Annotated in this window: 4 protein-coding genes and 1 riboswitch; of the genes, 3 read left to right on the top strand and 1 reads right to left on the bottom strand. The window is 65.1% G+C overall.

Annotation, left to right across the window (positions count from 1 at the left end; genetic code table 11):
- Positions 1 to 17: 17 nt before the first annotated feature.
- Positions 18 to 542, bottom strand: coding sequence for a response regulator (locus OU995_RS08700; protein WP_267835133.1), 525 nt, complete (start codon positions 540 to 542; stop codon positions 18 to 20).
- Positions 543 to 913: 371 nt separating this feature from the next.
- Here OU995_RS08700 and uvrA point away from each other — a divergent pair, with 371 nt between their 5' ends.
- The 3 genes from uvrA (at position 914) to OU995_RS08715 (ending at position 18,678) form a co-directional block, all read left to right on the top strand.
- On the top strand, positions 914 to 6,583 hold the full coding sequence (gene uvrA / locus OU995_RS08705; RefSeq protein ID WP_267835135.1) for an excinuclease ABC subunit UvrA: 5,670 nt from the start codon (positions 914 to 916) through the stop codon (positions 6,581 to 6,583).
- A 329-nt stretch (positions 6,584 to 6,912) separates the two neighbouring features.
- Positions 6,913 to 7,034, top strand: a riboswitch (cyclic di-GMP riboswitch).
- Between the two features lie 92 nt (positions 7,035 to 7,126).
- A complete protein-coding gene (locus tag OU995_RS08710) occupies positions 7,127 to 18,268 on the top strand; it encodes a hemagglutinin repeat-containing protein (protein ID WP_267835136.1) in 11,142 nt (3,713 codons plus the stop codon).
- Entirely contained in the window at positions 18,268 to 18,678 is a 411-nt protein-coding gene (locus OU995_RS08715) for a hypothetical protein (protein WP_267835137.1), read from the top strand. Before OU995_RS08710 ends, OU995_RS08715 begins: the two co-directional genes overlap by 1 nt.
- The last annotated feature ends 75 nt before the right edge of the window (positions 18,679 to 18,753 follow it).

The following is an 18,753-nucleotide window of genomic DNA, read 5'->3' on the forward strand; positions in this document are numbered from 1 at the left end:
GGAAGGACCGCCTGCAATCAGTCGTTGAGCTGAGGCAGGTCCAGCCAGCGTGCCAGGCGGCGACGCAGCGTCAGGAAATCCAGCGGCTTGGTCAGATGTTCATCCATGCCGGCCTTGAGGCTGTCCGCCACGTCGCTGTCCAGCGCATGGGCGGTCAGGGCCAGGATGGGGAACCGGGGCAGCCGCCCCTGCGCCTGCTGTTCCCGCAACCGGCGCGCACATTCCAGACCATCCATGCCCGGCATCTGGATGTCCATCAGCACCAGGCTGGGGGCGTCCCGTTCACACAGGTCCAGGGCTTCCTGGCCATTTCGGGCCAATTGCGTCTTCAGGCCCATCAGCGCCAGGAATTCCAGCGCCACCACCTGATTGATCGGGTTGTCTTCCACAAGCAACACAAAGCTTTCGCCAGGTTCGGGGCGCTGGCCGGAGGTGGCGCCATCGGTGGCAGGACCTGGCACCGAGCTGGGGGAAGTGGAGGCGTCAGACGACATCAAGACCAGGGTGGTCTCGGGAAGCTGATGGCCGTCTTGTCTATCCATGTGTTGTTGCCCCTGTCATCGTTGACTTGGGGTAATCCCTGGTAAGTGGTGCCGAGTTGCTGCACTGCGGCGACCGGGTCTCATTGTTGCCTCAGCCCCACCAGAGTAGCAAGTCCGTCACGGCCCATGCTTGTCGGGCCTTGACAACCGTAACCAGACCATGGGGCATCAGCCGCAGGTTTTCAATTGATTACCAAATCATGCGCCAAGGCGCCACAGGCCCCGCCAAGGAGGGCGGCTCGCGCCCCCCCAACGGGCGATCCTCAGGTCGAAGCACCGACTTGATCAAGGCCAATTCCGCTGCTGTCAGTTCCTGTCAGTACCCCTCCCTAGAATGTTTGGCCTCTGCCCTCATTGAGCCTGCCCACAGCATGTCTGATTCCGACATCCGCATTCGCGGCGCCCGCCAGCACAACCTGAAGAACCTTGACCTGGACCTCCGGACGGGGGAACTGACGGTGGTGACCGGGCCCAGTGGTTCGGGCAAATCCAGCCTGGTGTTCGATACCTTGTATGCCGAAGGGCAGCGGCGTTATGTGGAGACGTTCTCCGCCTATGCACGGCAGTTCCTGGACCGGATGGACCGTCCGGCGGTGGACAAGGTGGAAGGCGTGCCGCCGGCCATTGCCATCGACCAGACCAACCCGGTGCGGACCAGCCGGTCGACCGTGGGGACGATGACGGAGCTGAACGACCACCTCAAGCTCCTGTTTGCGCGCGGCGCCGAACTGTTCGACCGCGACACCGCGCTGCCGGTGCGCCACGACACGCCGCAGACGATTTATGCCGACCTGCTGGACCGCACCCGGGACCACGACCCCCGCCTGGTGCTGACCTTCCCGGTGGAGCTGCCGGAATCGGTGAGCCCGGAAGAGGTGCAGCAATGGCTGTCGGCCTCCGGCTTCACGCGGGTGCAGGCGGAGCGCGTGAAAGACGGACGCAAGGTGCTGGATGTGGTCGCGGACCGTTTCCGCGTCCAGGGCGTGGAGCAGGCGCGGGCGCTGGAAGCCATCGAGCTGGGCCTGAAGCGGGGCAGCGGCCGCCTGTCGGTGTATGTGCTGCCAGCGGGAGAGGGCGCCGAGCCGGTGTTGTGGCGTTATTCCACCGGCCTGCACTGCCCGGAGAGCGACATCCGTTATGCGGACCCGCAACCGGCGCTGTTCTCCTTCAATTCCGCCATGGGCGCCTGCGACAGCTGCCGTGGCTTTGGCCGCGTGATCGGCGTGGACCTGGGCCTGGTGATTCCAGACGAGCGCAAGACCCTGCGCGGTGGTGCCATCAAGCCGATGCAGACACCGGCCTGGAAGGAATGCCAGGACGATCTGCTGAAGTACGCCGGTGAAGCGGGCATTCCGCGTGACACCGCCTGGAATCAGATGACCCAGGCCCAGCGGGACTGGGTGATCGAAGGCAGCCCGAACTGGAACGGCAACTGGAACAAGCAGTGGTACGGGGTGCGCCGCTTCTTCGACTATTTGGAGAGCAAGGCCTACAAGATGCACATCCGTGTGCTGCTGAGCAAATATCGCAGCTACACGGAATGCCCCACCTGCCGAGGTGCGCGTCTCAAGACCGAAGCCATGCTCTGGCGCATCGGCTCCAAGACCCTGGCCGATGCGGCCCTGTCGCCGGAGACCGAAGGAGGCACCACCTACCATCGCTTCATGCCAGAGGGCGTGCGCTGGACGCAGGAGCAACTGCAGCAATTGCCCGGCCTGTCGGTGCATGACCTGATGCTGCTGCCCATCCACCGGCTGCGCCATTTCATGGACCATCTGCAGCTGCCCGGCACGCTGCTGGACGAGGCCCTGAAGCTGCTGATGGATGAAATCCGCAACCGCCTGAAATACCTGGTGGATGTCGGCATCGGTTACCTGACCCTGGACCGCCAGAGCCGCACGCTCTCCGGCGGAGAGGTGCAGCGGATCAACCTCACCACGGCCCTGGGCACCTCGCTGGTCAATACGCTGTTTGTGCTGGACGAGCCCAGCATCGGCCTGCATCCGCGCGACATGAGCCGCATCGTCGAAGCCATGGGCCGACTGCGGGACGCGGGCAACACGCTGGTGGTGGTGGAACACGACCCGGCGGTGATGCTGGCCGCCGACCGGCTGATCGACATGGGCCCGGGCCCCGGCCAGCAGGGCGGGCAGATCGTCTTCGACGGGACGCCCGAGGAAATCCGCTCGGCCGACACCTTGACCGGTGCCTACCTGGGCGCTCGCAAGCAGGTGGGCATGGGCCTGAAGCGGGTGGTGGACGAGCACACACCCCGTCTGATTCTGGAAGGCGCACGCGAGCACAACCTCCGCAACGTGGATGTCGACTTCCCGCTGCAGCGCATGGTGACGGTGACCGGCGTCTCCGGCTCCGGCAAGAGCACGCTGATGCAGGACGTGCTGTATCCGGCCCTGGCGCGCTGGTTCGGCCAGGCCACCGAAACGCCGGGCGCGCATGACCGGCTGCTGGGCGCCGACTGGCTGGCCGATGCGGTGTTTGTGGATCAGTCGCCCATCGGCAAGACGGCGCGGTCCAACCCCGCCAGCTATGTGGGGGTGTTCGACGAAATCCGCAAGCGCTTTGCCGATGCGCCGCTGTCCAAGGAGCGCAGCTACGGCGCCGGCATGTTCAGCTTCAATGCGGGTGATGGCCGTTGTCCGACCTGCGGCGGCTCGGGCTTCGAGCATGTGGAGATGCAGTTCCTGTCGGACGTCTACCTCCGCTGCCCGGATTGCGATGGCAAGCGCTTCCGCGCTGAAATCCTGGAAGTGAAGCTGGAGCGTGCCGGGCGTCAACTCAGCGTGTCCGATGTGCTGGACCTGACCGTGGCCGAAGCGCTGGCGGTCTTTAAGGACGACCGCGAAGTCGTCAACAAACTGCAGCCGCTGTCGGATGTGGGCCTGGACTATCTGACCCTGGGGCAGCCCGTCCCGACGCTCTCCGGCGGCGAGGCGCAACGGCTCAAGCTGGCCGGGTTCCTGGCCGAAGCAGCATCCCGTCCGCGTCAGGCCACCGCCACCAAGGGCACGCTGTTCCTGTTCGACGAGCCGACCACCGGCCTGCACTTCGACGACATTGCCAAGCTCATGCGGGCCATGCGCAAGCTGCTGCAGGCCGGGCATTCGCTGATCCTGATCGAGCACAACCTCGACGTCATCCGGGCCTCCGACTGGGTCATCGACCTGGGACCGGAAGGCGGTGAAGGCGGCGGGCATGTGGTGGCCGTGGGGACCCCGGAGCATCTCAAGGACCATCCCACCTCCCACACCGCCAAGGCGCTGCGCGAATACGCGCTGGACATGGACCGTGCGCCGGTGGCGGTGGCCGAGGAAGGCCGGCCGCTGCAGTCGTTGGTCCGCCAGCGTCGCAAGGCAGATGAAGCGATCCGCATCGTCAATGCGCGAGAACACAACCTGAAGTCGGTGGACGTGAGCATCCCGCGCGGACGCTTCAATGTCATTACCGGTGTGTCCGGATCGGGCAAGAGCACGCTGGCCTTCGACATCCTCTTTAATGAAGGTCAGCGCCGCTATCTTGAATCGCTCAATGCTTATGCCCGTTCCATCGTGCAACCGGCGGGTCGGCCGGAAGTGGATGCGGTGTGGGGTATTCCGCCGACGGTGGCGATTGAACAGCGACTCTCCCGTGGCGGACGCAAGAGCACGGTGGCCACGACCACCGAGGTCTGGCACTTCCTGCGCCTGCTCTACGTGAAGCTGGGCGTGCAGCATTGCGCCAAGGACGGCACGCCGGTGCGGCCGCAAAGCGTGGAGGCCATCGCTGCGCAGTTGATGCGTGAATACAAAGGCCGCCATGTGGGCCTGCTGGCGCCGCTGGTGGTCAACCGCAAGGGCATCTATACCGATCTGGCCAAGTGGGCCAAGGGCCGGGGCCATACCCACCTGCGGGTGGATGGTGAATTCCTGCCGACCAGCCCCTGGCCGCGCCTGGACCGCTTCAAGGAACACACCATCGAGTTGCCGGTCGGTGACATGGTGGTGAGCCCGGAGTCGGAGGCCGAATTGCGTGAAATGCTCGCCAAGGCGCTGGATCAGGGCAAGGGTGTGGTGCACCTGCTGGCGCCGCTGGACGGTCTGCACGACGCCATCCGCAATGCCCGCCCCACCGCCGGCATCGGCGAACTGCGTGTGTTCAGCACCAAGCGGGCCTGCCCGCTGTGTGGCACCAGCTATCCGGAACTGGACCCGCGCCTGTTCAGCTACAACTCCAAACATGGCTGGTGCACCACCTGCGTCGGCACGGGCCTGGCGCTGACGCGGGAGCAGCGCAAGGCGCTGGACGACACCCAGCAGGACAAGGACAACCGGGGCCGTGAGCAGAGCTTCCCTGCTGAGGAGGCCGAAGTGGAGGGTCTGAGCGACCAGCCGTGCCCGGACTGCTGCGGTTCGCGGCTGAATCCGGTGGCCCGTGCGGTGACCTTTGAGGATGAGACGATTGCCACGGTGGCCGGCTGGAGCGTCCACGAGGCCCGGCAATGGGTCTCCAGCCTGGCCTTGACCGGGCGCGATGCGGAGATTGCCCGTGATGTGGTGTCCGAAATCCAGGGCCGGCTGGAGTTTCTGGAAGAGGTCGGCCTGGGTTATCTGACATTGGACCGCGCCGCACCGACCCTGTCGGGCGGCGAAGCGCAGCGCATTCGTCTGGCCGCTCAGCTGGGCAGCAACCTGCAGGGGGTCTGTTATGTGCTGGATGAACCGACCATCGGCCTGCATCCACGGGACAACCAGATCCTGCTGAAGGCGCTGTCCACCCTGGGCGACAAGGGCAACACGCTGGTGGTGGTGGAGCACGACGAAGACACCATCCGTCGGGCTGACCACATCATCGACATCGGCCCCGGCGCCGGCAAGCGCGGCGGCCAGGTGGTGGCGCAAGGCACGGCGGCGGATCTGGCCAGGAACCCCGACTCCCTGACGGGCCGCTTCCTGTCCCACCCCCTGCTGCACCCGTTGCAACCGCGGCGCGAGGTGGATCTGTCGCAGAAGGATCAACCGCGCCTGAAGGTGCTGGACGCCTCGCTGCACAACCTGCGCTCGGTGACGGTGGAGGTGCCGCTGCATCGGCTGGTGGCGATTACCGGGGTGTCCGGCTCCGGCAAGAGCACGCTGGCGCGGGATGTGCTGCTGGCCAACATGGCGGCGGCGGTGCCGCTGCGCAAGGCGCCGTCGCGCTGGCAGGGCTGCGCCGGCATCGAGGGCCATCAGCAGGTGGATCGTGTGCTGGAAGTGGACCAGACACCCATTGGCAAGACCCCGCGCAGTTGCCCGGCCACCTATGTGGGCTTTTGGGACGCCATCCGTCGCCTGTTTGCGGAAACGCTGGAGGCGAAGGCGCGTGGTTATGGCCCGGGCCGGTTCAGCTTCAACACCGGCGAAGGTCGTTGCCCGGCCTGCGAAGGGCAGGGCATGCGCACGATTGCCATGAGCTTCCTGCCGGACGTGAAGGTGCTCTGCGATCAATGCCACGGCCAGCGCTTCAATCCTGAAACCCTGGCGGTGAGCTGGCGTGGCAAGAGCATCGGCGAAGTGCTGCAGATGGAAGTTGATGAGGCGGTGGAGTTCTTTGCCGCCATGACCAACATCTCCCACCCGCTCAAGCTGCTGCAGGACGTGGGGCTGGGGTATCTCACGCTGGGGCAGCCGAGCCCGACCCTCTCCGGGGGCGAGGCACAGCGGATCAAGCTGGTGTCCGAGCTGGTGAAGGTGCGGGATGACGTCACGCGGCGCGGGCAAAAGGCGCCTCACACCCTGTACGTGCTGGACGAACCCACGGTGGGCCTGCACATGGCCGATGTGGAGAAGCTGATCCGCGTGCTGCACCGGTTGGTGAACGGGGGCCACAGCGTGGTGGTGATCGAGCACGATCTGGACGTGATTGCGGAAGCCGACTGGGTGCTGGACCTGGGCCCTGAAGGTGGATCCGCCGGGGGGCAGGTCGTGGCGCAGGGCCAGCCGGAGACGCTGGTGGCGCAGGGCACACACACCGGGAAGGCCCTGGCGCCGGTGCTGGCTCGTTCATGATGGGCTGACGCCCGCCGGGCCGGATGGCCGGAGGGCGAGGGCGACCGGGACCGGTTGTCCTCCTGCCCCCAACGCGATGCGGACTCATCGCCTCCCTCGGTCAGGACGAAGGGAGGCGTATTTTTTTGGCATGGCCAACGTTCTGGGAAGAACCTTTTTTACCTTGATGCGGGTCAGCGCCTGGTGTCCGGGCGCTCGCTGGATGTCAGAAGACCCGCTTGGATGTCTCCCGAAAATCGCGGTGATCAATGGCCTCCATGTGCCATATCGGGGGCGATCAGCCTTCCCTAAAGTTTTCACGCATGTCGTCCGGAGGTGCAAACCAGACGGTCGACCCAGGGCAAAACCGGCGTGAGCCGGTGACGCAAAGCTTCCGGTCTCCGAATTCACCTGTGCCAGGTGGCATGCGCCGTGCAAGACAGCGGCGCTGAGAGATAGCGGGGTTGCCCATCGCTGGTCGATGGAGCGCCTGATCGCGGCTGAATCAGCGGCCGATGAGGCTTTGCGCGTCCTGGATGGAATCCACCAACCAGCGCGTGAGCCATGAACCGACTTCAATTCCGGATTGTTTTCAACCTGCGGCGCGGCCAGTTCATGGCAGCGGCGGAGACGGTGCGCAGCCAGAGCAAGGCCACGGGCCAGAGTGACGGCCCGGCGCGAAGAGCATTCAAAGGTAGCGAGCCAAAGGCGCCTGCCGGCTGCGGGCCGCCCGCGTTGATTCCCGTGGCCGCAGCGGTGGCCATCGGTGCGGTGGTGGCCCTGTTGGCGTCGTCGCCGGCCCATGCGGGCTGGCAGGACTGGGCGCAACAGCGGGCCGTACACCCAGCACAACATCGACCTGAAGCGCCAGCCGCTGCGCAGCCCCTTTTGCAGATCAAGGCGGATGCTTCAGCGCCCAGGCAGCAGCAGCCGACGGTGTTGACGGCGCCTAACGGCATCCCCTTGGTCAATATTCAGACCCCCAGCAGTGCGGGTGTCTCGCGCAATACCTACAGCCAGTTCGATGTCAGCGGGCAGGGCGTGATCCTCAACAACGCCCGCACGGAGACCTCCACCCAATTGGGCGGCTGGGTGGCGGGCAACCCCTGGATGGCCAAAGGCGAAGCGCGGGTCATCCTCAATGAGGTCCACAGCGGCGCGCCGAGCCATCTCCAGGGCTTTGTCGAGGTGGCGGGGCGGCGGGCCGAGGTGATCGTGGCCAACCCGGCGGGAATCCAGGTGGACGGCGGCGGGTTCATCAACGCCAGCGGTGCCACCTTGACCACCGGTGTCCCTCGCTGGGACGCCGCCGGACAGGTGAGCGGCTTTGCCGTGCAGGGCGGTTCGATCCGCATCGACGGTGCAGGGTTGGATGCCCGCCAGACCGACTACACCGCGCTGCTGGCACGCGCGGTCGAGCTCAATGCAGGGCTCTGGGCGCAGGAGGCAAGGATTCAGACCGGCACACAGCTGATGTCAGCGGCGTCGGCCGGTGCCGGATCGGGCGGTGGCGATGCGCTGGCACCCGCCGGAGAGCGGCCGCGTTATGCACTGGACAGCTCATCGCTCGGCGGCATCTATGCGCAGCGAATCACCTTGGTCGGGACCGAAGCCGGGTTGGGCGTTCGGCAGGCCGGGCAGATGGTGGCCGGGCAACTGACCCTGCAAGCGGATGGGTGGTTGGAGAACAGCGGCACCGTGTATGCCCAAGGCGCAGGGGTCGATGCGGCCAATGCTGCCAATGCGGCCAATGTGTCCGATGCTTCTCCGTCCTTGTGGGTGGGGTCCGGCCAAGGGGTGCGCAATGCGGGGTGGCTGGCCGCCCAAGGCTCGGCGCTGCTGAGTGCCCCGCGATTGGAGGGCTCTGCGAGCAGTGTCACTGCAGCCGGCGTGTCGTCGGATGGACAGCTCGGCAAGGGGCCGGCGACGTTAACGCTGTCCGCCACGGAGTCGATGCAGCAAGCGGGGCTGCTGGTGGCACCGTCGCGGTTGGACCTTCAGGCGCCGCAGACGCACCTCAACGGCGCTCAAGCCCAGGCTGAATCCGTGCAGATCAGCGGCTCGGATCTCTCTGCACGCGGCGCAAGCCTGGTGGCCGGGGAGCAGATCGGCTTGTCAGCGCGGGCAACGCTCGACTTGAGCCAGGCCCAGTTGCAGGTGGGCTCGCTGCAAGGGACGGATGACGGGGCCAGACGTGATGCCACTGGTGCCGTTGGTGCCGTTGGTGCCGCTGGTACCGGCAAAGGCCATGCCACGCTGAGCGGCCAGGTCGTGACCCTGGATGGCGCCATCCTGTCCGCCGCAGGCGGGTTGCAACTGCAGGCCAACGGAAGGCTCTCGGCCAGCCGCGCGGTGATGTCCGCCGACACGCTGGATGTTTCCGCTGGAGAGGCGGACCTGCATGGCGCAGAACTCTTGCAGTTGGGAACCACAACACAGCGTCTGCTGGTCGATGGCGCGTTGAACGTCGATGCTGCCCGCATCGCCACTCGTGCAGAGAACTTCAGCGTCGCCGGTGACACCTTGAGCGGTCGCGGTGCACGTGTCGAGCATGCCGGTAGCGGCACCTTGTCCTTGGCTGGACAGGCGCTGCACCTTGAAAGCGCGCTGGTGCAGACGGGCGGAGCCTTTCAGATGCGCAGCCATCAGGCCTTCCTGGATCACGCCAGTGTGCAGGCGCAGTCCCTCGACTGGCAGACCGGGCTGCTTTCACATCGAAGCGCCGTCACTCAACTGGCGGGCCTCACTGCCTCGCAGATCGTGGCGGACGGGGCCGTGGACAACCAGGGCGGCCGCATCGAAGCCAACGGCGCGTTGATGCTGCAGGCAGACAGCATCAGCAACCGTGGTGGGCGTGTGGCCACCCTTGGTGACTTGAGGCTGGACGCGGATCGTGTGGTCAATCGGCAGGGGCAGTTGCTCAGCCGTGGCCATCTGCTCCTGGGAGGGACGGGCACCCGGGGCGCGTCCAGCACCTTGGACAACACCGGGGGACAGGTGGCGGCGGAGGATGTCTCCGTGCACATCGCCGATGCACTCAATGAAGGGGGCCTGCTGTCGGCCCGCCGTGAGGCCGTCCTGGCGGTGGGGACCTGGCACAACGCCGATGGGCGAGTGGACGCTGGGGCGCTGCATCTGCAAGCGTCACGCCTGGAGGGCGCAGGCAGCCTCTATGCGCGGGGCAACGCCGCCTTGACTGCGGGCGTGATTCACACGGCCGGTGTGCTGGCCGCGGCCGGTGAGTTGACTGTGCAGGCCGGCGTGTTGACCAACTCCGGCTTGGTGGCGGCGGGGCTGCGAGAGGACGGATCCCAGCATGACGCCGGGCACCTGTCCATCGGCACTGGGGAACTGAACAACAGCGGCGCTGTTCAAAGCGGCGGTCTGTTGAATGTCGCCGTTGATCGGCAGTTCATTCACAGCGGGGTTCTGTACGCCGGAGGCTCCGCCGAGGTGCATGCCGGGCAACTGGTCAACGCGGGTTCCATCGCGGCGCAAGGTGATCTCCAGGTGATGGTGGATCAGGTCAGCGGCGGCGGTGCGTTGGCGGCTGGCCTCAGGCAAGACAACACACTGGCGACACAGGGAGACCTTTCGCTGGCCGCGACGCAGTCCGCCCAGTTCCATGGGGCGGTCACGGCGGCCGGCGGGCTGGCGTTGGCGGCACCGACCCTTCAACTGCAGGACGCGCAGATCCTGGGGAGGTCGGTGTCGCTGTCTGCGAGTGGGGGTGATCTTTCTCTCGATCGTGCCGTGGTGGTGGCCGTGGGGGCGCCAGAGGCGCGCAACGGCGGATATGCGCTGGTATTGCAATCCCAAGGCGACGTCGTGACCTCACGCGCCCAGATCAGCGCGCCAGCGCTGTCCGTGGCCGGACGTGACTGGATGAATGCGGAGGGCAAGGTGGCTCAGACCGCATCAACCGGGTCGATGGCTGTCTCCTTGTCGGGCGATCTGAACAACCAGGGCGGTGTCATCGCATCGGTGGCGCCGCATCTGTCGCTCCAGGCGGGTGTGGTGAACAACGACGCGGGGCGCATCGTGCAGGCAGGCGGCAAGCTGCAGCTTCGCGCTCATGAGTGGTTCGGTGCTCAGGGGCAGGTGCTGGCTGCTGGGGCCTTGCTCTGGCAGGTCGACAACACCCTGACGCTCACAGGGGCCCACACGCAAGCCGAACGGGTTCAACTTGAAGCGGGCGACCTCAGGCATGACGGCGGCACGTTATTGAGCCTCCAGGACGCCGCAGTGGCGGTCCAGCGGTCGATGGTGAACCGCCAAGGAACGATGGAGTCCGGCGGGGGCCTGGACCTGACGGCGGGATTTCTTGTCAATTCGGAAGGGACAGTCCAGGCGGGCGGTCCCCTCCGCTTGCGTCTGACAGAGGTGGACGGCCTGAGCAATCAGGATGGGCGAGTCAGAAGCGGTGCGGATCTGACCCTCGAAGCGCTTCATGTTGACAACCGTCGTGGTTGGGTGGGCAGCGATGGGGCGTTGTCCTTGAAGGCCCGAGGAGATGTACTGAACGCCGATGGGCATGTGCTGGCGGGGCAGTCGCTGGTCATGGACGTGGCAGCGCTGAGCAATCAAGCGGGGCGCATGGCCAGCATCCAGGGCGGGGTGGTGCTGGACAGCGCCGGGCTGCTGGACAACTCGGGCGGGTCCATCCTGGCGGCGTCCGAGATGGCGTTGAGCGCCAAGGGCGTCGTGAATCAGCGGGGCGAGTTGGCCGCCTTGGCGTTGGTGGTTGATACCAGAGGCGGAGCTTTTGACAATCGGGCGGGACGCCTGCTGTCGAGCGACTCGCTTCAGGTCAGGAGTGGCGAGTTCAACAATCATGGCGGCTTGCTCCAATCCCAGGGCACCCTGGCGGTGAGCACGGCAGGTGCTGCGCTGACGAATACGTCGGACGCTGACATCACCCACCTCACCGGCATCCGGTCCCGAGGTTCACTGCAGCTTGAGACCGGGAGCCTCCACAACAGTGCGGGCATCACCGGTGGAGCGGTGACGCTGCACACGGGCTCGCTGGTCAATCAGCAAAGCATTGAGGGACAGACGCTCGCGCTCAGTCTGACGGGTGGGCTGGACAACCAGTCGGGCCAACTGATTGGCGCGCTGGCCACCACCATCACTGCAGGGACGGTGGTCAACCGGGGTGGTTTGATCTATGGCGGCGAGTTGCTGGATGTTCTGGTGCAACGGTCGGTGGGCACCAGTGCAACCGACGACACCAACGGGATCGGCGTCAAAGGTCCAACCCGTCTGAGTCACCCAGGGGGTTCGAGCGGTGACTTCGTGAATGACGGAAGTCTTCGTTCTGGCGGTGTGCTGAGCATCGCCGCCGACAAGGTCGACAACCTTGCTCGCGGTGAACTGAGTGGCACCCAAACGCGCTTGACCCTCAGCAGGACCCTGACCAATCGCGGGCTGATCGATGGCGATCTCGTTCACCTTCACGCGGACCACCTGCTGAATCGGGGCAGCGGACGCATCTACGGCGGTGACATCACCGTCACCGGGCGGGCGCTGACGAATGAGGCGGAAGGCGCGGCGGCGGCAGTCATCGCATCGCGCGGGGATCTCTCCGTGTCCATGACCGGGGCTGTTTCGAACACGGCGCAGTCGCTGATCTTTGCGGACGGTGTACTGGGCCTGCGAGCCGCCAGCCTGGTGAATGAGAACGCCAGCATCGATGCCGGTCGCAGCTTGCAGGGGGACATCACCGGCAGCATGGTGAATCGCAGTGTCCATGACGGCGTGGACAGCCTCCCGCAAGACCCCAACGCGCCACGCGTGTTGTGGAGCCAGGCGTTCATCCGGAGCGGCGGCGACATGGCGTTGTCGGCCGACCAGCTCATCAACAGTGGCGCCACCATCGAAGCGCGTGGAAACCTGGCGCTGCGCTCCGCAGAAATCCACAACCTCAACCCCTATCTGGTATGGCAGAAAGTTGCCGGCGCCACCACCTCTGGCTGGGAGTTTCAGGCGCCGGGCAGCACGGTGCGCTACAAGCCGGATCAGATTCGGGTGCTGTGGGCGGTGAACTACGACGGCACCTCTTGGACCAGTCCTTGGGGCAGTGATGCACAAAGTTCCCTGGAGCCGTTTGTCTACGAGTTCCATCCCAGAACCTCCACCTGGTCCCAGGACACCTACAACCGCAAGATGCTGCTGCCGTCGCAGCGTTACCCCCACCAGGTCTTTGGCCGTTACCTGGGGGGCTGGGGCGGCGACGTGGATGGCGCCGCCCAGCGTGCATTTGAATGGCGTCCCAGCGCAGACCATTCCTGGCTGCGCTGCGACAACGACATGGGCTGCGAGGATGTTGCCGTGCCTGGCGCGCACTACGCCGCCAGCGACCGCGTGTGGTCAGACTTCGACATCACGCCGGGAGACGATGCCGCATTGGATCTGGCCCTGGCGGCCTTCTATGCCGACACCAACAGTCGCCTCGTGGGGGACTTCACGGCCTTTCACTACACCCGCAGCGCTGAAACTGCCAAGGTCACGCAAAGCGCTGCAGGCCAGATCATCGTGGGCGGCGCGCTCAGTGTGGAAGGTGGGCGCATCGTCAACGACATGAGCCGCATCGTGGGCCGTGACGGTGTGGACATCCAGGCCTCCTCCATCGACAACCGCACGACCGAGGTGACGGTGGCGGGCCGGGAGGACGTGGACGTCTACGTCACGAGGAACGACGGTTCTGGCATCCCCAATACGGGCATCCGCTATACCGCGACCTCGGCCGACATCCACGGCACGGTGATGCTGACGCTGCCGGATGTGGCGACAAGCGCTGCTGCGGCTGTGGCTCCTGGAGAACGCCAGTCATCGGCGGCTGTTGGCAGTGGTGGTGATGGCAGTGGGGGTGGCGTTGAAGTACCTTTGCCCGCGAATGAGGCGGCCGGCATCGGCGCACCGGCGCAGACAGCGCGCTGGGCGCTCACGGGCATTGGGGCTGCAACGGCCCGTCGAGCGACGGCGGATGTGCGGTCTGGACCTGCCGGCCTGACCCCAGCCACGCCAACGGCGATGGGGGTTCAGGGGCTGGACACCAACGGCCGCTTGCGTGCTGTGACGCCCAATCTGCGCCTGCCGACCAGCAGCCTCTTCCAGCTGCGCACGGATGCAACTCGCGGCTACCTGATCGCAACCGATCCACGGTACGCCAACGATCGCACCTGGCTGTCCAGCGACTATCTGCTGCGGGCGCTGGCCCTTGACCCGGCGATCAGCCAGAAGCGGCTCGGTGATGGGTTCTATGAGCAACGCCTGGTGCGGGAGCAAATCGGGCAGTTGACGGGCAGTGCCTACCTGCAGGGCTATGAGAACGACGAGGCGATGTACCGCGCGCTGCTGAGCAACGGTGCCAGCTTTGCGCAACAACACCAGCTCATTCCTGGTGTGGCGCTGACGGCCGAGCAGATGGCGCAGCTGACTACTGATCTGGTGTGGCTGGTGGAGCAGCCTGTGACCATGGCGGACGGCAGTACCCATCGGGTGCTGGTGCCCCAGGTGTACCTGTTGCCTCGTGACGGGGATCTCGAGGCGAGCGGTGCCTTGATGGCCGGTAACCGGGTGACGCTGGCGCTGAGCGGCGGGCTGGACAACAGCGGGGAGATCCGCGCTGGAGATGGCGAACTTCTCGCTCGCGCCGGCACCATCACCAATACCGGCGGCGTGCGTGGCACGCGGGTGGCTCTGAGCGCTCGGGAGGATGTACGCAACCTGGGGGGAACGCTGGCGGCGAAGGACACACTGAGTCTCAACGCCGGCCGAGACCTTGTCGTCAGCACCACCACCCTCGGCAGTTCCACGGCCACCAGCCAGCGCACGGTCCTGGACCGTGTCGCCAGCCTGAGGGCCGCAGGGGATATGGTGTTGCAGGCAGGGCGGGACGTCACATTACAGGCGGCCCAGATCACGCAGGGCACCGAAGGTTTTCCACCCGCCTCAGCGGTTGCGTCGGTGCCAGTCCAAGCTGCCCTTGGCGGACTGCTGGTGCAAGCGGGCCGCGATCTTCAACTGACCACGGTCCATACCAGCAGCAGCGACCGCGCCACAGTTGACGCGAGCAACCACCTTCATCAGAGCCGCGCTCAGGAGGTCGGCAGTTCCTTGCGGGCGGGGGGGGCTGTGGTCCTTCATGCGGGCCGGGACCTCACCGCCAGAGGCGCGAGTGTCAATAGCCAAGGCACCGTGCAACTGCAGGCTGAGCGGGATGTGCTGCTTCTGGCGGCACAAGCGACCGAAAGCCTGGACGAGGCGACGAAGAACAGGGTGAAAGGCACCCTTCAGTCCACCACAACGACCACCCAGGTTCACCTCGACCGCACCAGCGCCGTGGGCACCACGATCTCCGGTCAGGCCGTTGCGGTCCATGCAGGACAGGATGTGCGGGTGCAGGGATCGAATGTGGTCTCGGACAACGGCACCGTCGTGCGAGCCGGGCGTGATGTGAGTCTGGCGCACGCCCTGGACACCCGCCAGCGGCAGGACGATCGGCAGCAGGTCACCTCCGGCGTCATGGGCGCTGGGGCCGGCTTCATCGTCGGTACGCGTGATCAGCGCGGTGGCCACCAAAGCAGCACCGAGACGGTGGTGGCGTCCACGGTGGGCAGCGTGACGGGCCCTGTGACCCTCGTGGCGGGCCGGGACTACACCCAAACCGGGTCCATTCTCCAAGCACCGCAAGGCGACGTGGAGGTGCAGGCACAGAAGATTGCCATTGCCGCAGCAGCCCAGCAAGGGCATGACGTCCAGACATCCGCCGTTCGGCAAAGCGGGCTGTCTGTCTCCGTCGCTGCCCCCGTGATCAACGCCCTTCAATCGGCGGCTGAGATGGCGGCGAACATCGACAAGGTGGGCGATGCGCGCATGAAGGCGCTGGGTGCTGCCTCCACGGCCATCAAGGGCAAGGAAGCCTGGCAGGCGCTTCAAGCTGACCCCAAGGCGGCTGGGGGCCTTTCGTTCAATGTGACGATGGGGGCCAGCCGTTCCGAGAGTCGCAGCGAGACCCTCAGCACCCAACACCGGGGCAGCGAGATCACGGCAGGTGGCAAGGTCCGTCTGAGCGCACAGGGGGCAGGGCCAAGCAGCAGCATCGGAATTGAAGGCTCGGACATTGCTGCGGCCCAGACATTGACACTCCAGGCGCAAGGCGAGATTGACCTCTCCGCTGCGCAAGACCGGGTCACGCATCAGAGTCGCAATACGTCTTCCAGTGCAGCGGTCGGCGTGGGGGGGCAGGTCGGCTCCCAGGGCAGCTCGATGGGATTCACCGCTAGCGCAAGCAGCAGTCGTGGGCGGTCCGACGGGCAAGACCTCATCCAGCGCAACACACACCTGCAGGGGCAGCAGGTCACGCTGGAGTCGGGCCGGGACACCACGCTCCGAGGGGCGGTGGTGAGCGGTGACAGGGTGCAGGCCAGCGTCGGCGGCGATCTCAGGATCGAGAGCCTGCAAGACACCAGTCAATTCACGAGCAGCAGCCAGCAGGCAGGCGGGCATGTGACCGGCGGCGCTGGCTACAGCGGCAGCGGCAGCATGGCGAAGAGCCAGGTCAACAGCCACTTCGCCAGCGTCACAGAGCAGAGCGGCATCCGGGCTGGCGACGCTGGCTTCCAGGTGCAGGTGAATGGCAACACCGCCTTGAAGGGCGGTGCCGTTACCAGCTCGCAGGCGGCCGTGGACAACAAGGTGAACAGCTTCCGATCCGGGAGCCTGACCTTGACCGACCTGGAGAACAAGGCGGCGTTCGAGGGCTCGAGTTATTCGGTGTCCACGGGGTTTGGAAGAAGCGCGGAGGCGGAGGGCCCGGTTGGCGTCGAGCCACAGGGTGACGTCTTCTCGTGGAAGCCGGCCAAGGCTACCGGCGCTTCGGGGGACTCGGCGGGTGTCGGCACGGTGAGCGGCAGAGCCACCCGTATGACCCGAGCCGGCATCAGTGGCGTTGCAGGCGACGAGGCCGCACGCACCGGGGATCCCGAGTCCGGCATTGCCCCGATCTTCGACTCACAGCAGGTTCGGCAGGAACTGGCTGCGCAAGTGGCGATCAGCCAGACGTTTGGGAAGGAGGCTGCCCGGCAGGTGGGGGACTTCGCTGAGGCGCAGCTGATCAAAGCCGAACGTCTGCAAGTGACGGTGGCTTTAATGCCCCCGGGGCCCGAGCGTGAGGCGGTGGAAGCCGACATTGCGCGAATTCGGACCCTCTGGGGCGATCACGGCCTGTTGCGAGTCGCGGCGCATTCCGCAGTGGGAGCGCTTGCCGGTGATGTCGCCGGAGCGGTGGGAGCCGGTGCCAGCCCGCTGCTCACCACGCAGGTGGCCGATACCTTGAAACAGGCGGGTGCAGGCCCCGAACTCACCCAGGCGATCTCGACGCTTGCGAGCTCCGTGCTTGTTGGTGCCGCCAGCGGAACGGTGGGTGCCGTCTCCGCCTTCAACGAAGCGGAGAACAACACCAACCATCTCTCACCCTTCCGGGAGGTGCGCGAGGCGGTCAGGAAAACACAGGCGCGTTTGGAGCTGGCGTGTCATCCCAACTGCACCGAGGCGGACTTTCGCCGCATTGATGCGCAGTCGGCTCAGATGTATGCCGCAGCGACGCTCGTTCATCTGGCGCTGAACGGCAAGGCGCTGACGGCCCAAGAGACCGCTCAACTGGCGCAGACAGCCACCGAAATGCTGCCTTTCTTCGGCACAACGGAAGCCGTCTTCCAGGTGCTGACTGGCAAATCGTCGGTCAGCCAGGAGGAGGTCAGTCGGTTTGTTGCAGGGCTGGGCACGGTGCCGGTGGCGGGGCCGTTCCTCAAACGCGGGGCAAAGACGACGCTGGAGTTGGCGTCTCAACTTTCCGACCAGATCAAGGCGGCTCTCAAGGCGGACAACGTGGCGCTGGCCGCCGCCAAGTTGAAAGAACTGGACGCCCTGGTCGGTTCGGGGCGTTTGGATGTCGATGCGCTCGCTTCGCGGTTGAATGATCTCAGCGCGACCGATGTTCGGAAGATCATCCTGATGGAACCCGAGGCGGCGAATAGCCTGGCTCGCCGTTCCAGTGGCGCGTTGGAGAAGAACGCGGCTTATGTCTCGACAGACGGGCGCATTCATCTCACTGATGCCAAGGGGGAGATTCGACCCCAAAGCTCATGGTCTGCGGCGGCGAATGATGGGGCCGCTACGGGCAACACGGTTGGCCTGACGCGGGAAGACCGACTGGTCCTGGAGGGTGACGCCAAGCGCGCCAAGATCGTGCAGAGCATCAGTGACGCCGCGCAACCTTCTGTGAAGGCCATTGTTGCCCTCGATGCAGAAGCGAAAGTTGGGTTCAGGGGAAGCGTTGCCAGCGGACTGAAAAACGCCACGAAGCTGGGCCCCAGTGGGGAGCGGGTGGCGTTCGACGGGTTCGTGGCAACTAAGGACGGGGTGTCCTATTCGGGGCCTCAAGGGTTTGATGTGGATTTTTTTGTAGTGAGTAAAAATATCTATGAAAAAATAGATAGTCGCGGTAATTTCAAGAATATTTTGGGGTTTGATGGGTCGCTCAAGAGGATGTTTTCGGGGTATGGGGCTGCCTTGCGGAGTGATCCTGCTCTTCAGGGGATGAAGATTGAGGTCCCTGTTTTTCGTGTGTATACGCCAGAGCAAATTCAAAGAAAATTGAATGCTGGCGATGCACAAATCTATTTCTTTTTGGACGAAAATTAATGAAGGAAAAGGCTTTTATTATGGAGATCGTGTTTCGCTCCGATCGCCCGCTGAAGGAGCTTTCAGCTCAATGCTCGCAGATCTTTGAAACGCAGTTCGTTGAAACGGATCAATTCGATGAGGTGCCCGGACATGTGGCGCAGATTGGCGAGGTGGAATTAGAACTGATGAAGGCGCCTGATGAACATCCGACACGGGAGAGTACGCTGAGCATCCGCGCGAGAACCGAGCTGGAAATCGAGGACTACGTGGCAACGCTTCCCGCGATTTTTCGCGAGATCTTCGTCAGCAAGCCCGTCAATTCTCGGGGGTTTATTGAATGCTCCGAAGAACTTCAGAATGCATTTTTGGCAAGGGGATTCTCCGATTGCATCTCCTGCCTACTTTTTGACCTTAAATACGACGAATAGAAAACCGCACCGAATACTTCTCGGAACCCCTCTTGCTGGAAGAGTTCTCAGCTCAATGCTCGGCCATTTTTGAGA

Source organism: Roseateles sp. SL47, assembly GCF_026625885.1.
In the GTDB taxonomy this organism is placed as follows: Bacteria; Pseudomonadota; Gammaproteobacteria; order Burkholderiales; family Burkholderiaceae_C; genus Roseateles.

What these genes read in the sequence shown, in the direction of transcription:
- OU995_RS08700 (WP_267835133.1), bottom strand. Translation starts at nt 542, where the DNA reads ATGGATAGACAAGACGGCCATCAGCTTCCCGAGACCACCCTGGTCTTG.
- uvrA (WP_267835135.1), top strand. Translation starts at nt 914, where the DNA reads ATGTCTGATTCCGACATCCGCATTCGCGGCGCCCGCCAGCACAACCTG.
- OU995_RS08710 (WP_267835136.1), top strand. Translation starts at nt 7,127, where the DNA reads ATGAACCGACTTCAATTCCGGATTGTTTTCAACCTGCGGCGCGGCCAG.
- OU995_RS08715 (WP_267835137.1), top strand. Translation starts at nt 18,268, where the DNA reads ATGAAGGAAAAGGCTTTTATTATGGAGATCGTGTTTCGCTCCGATCGC.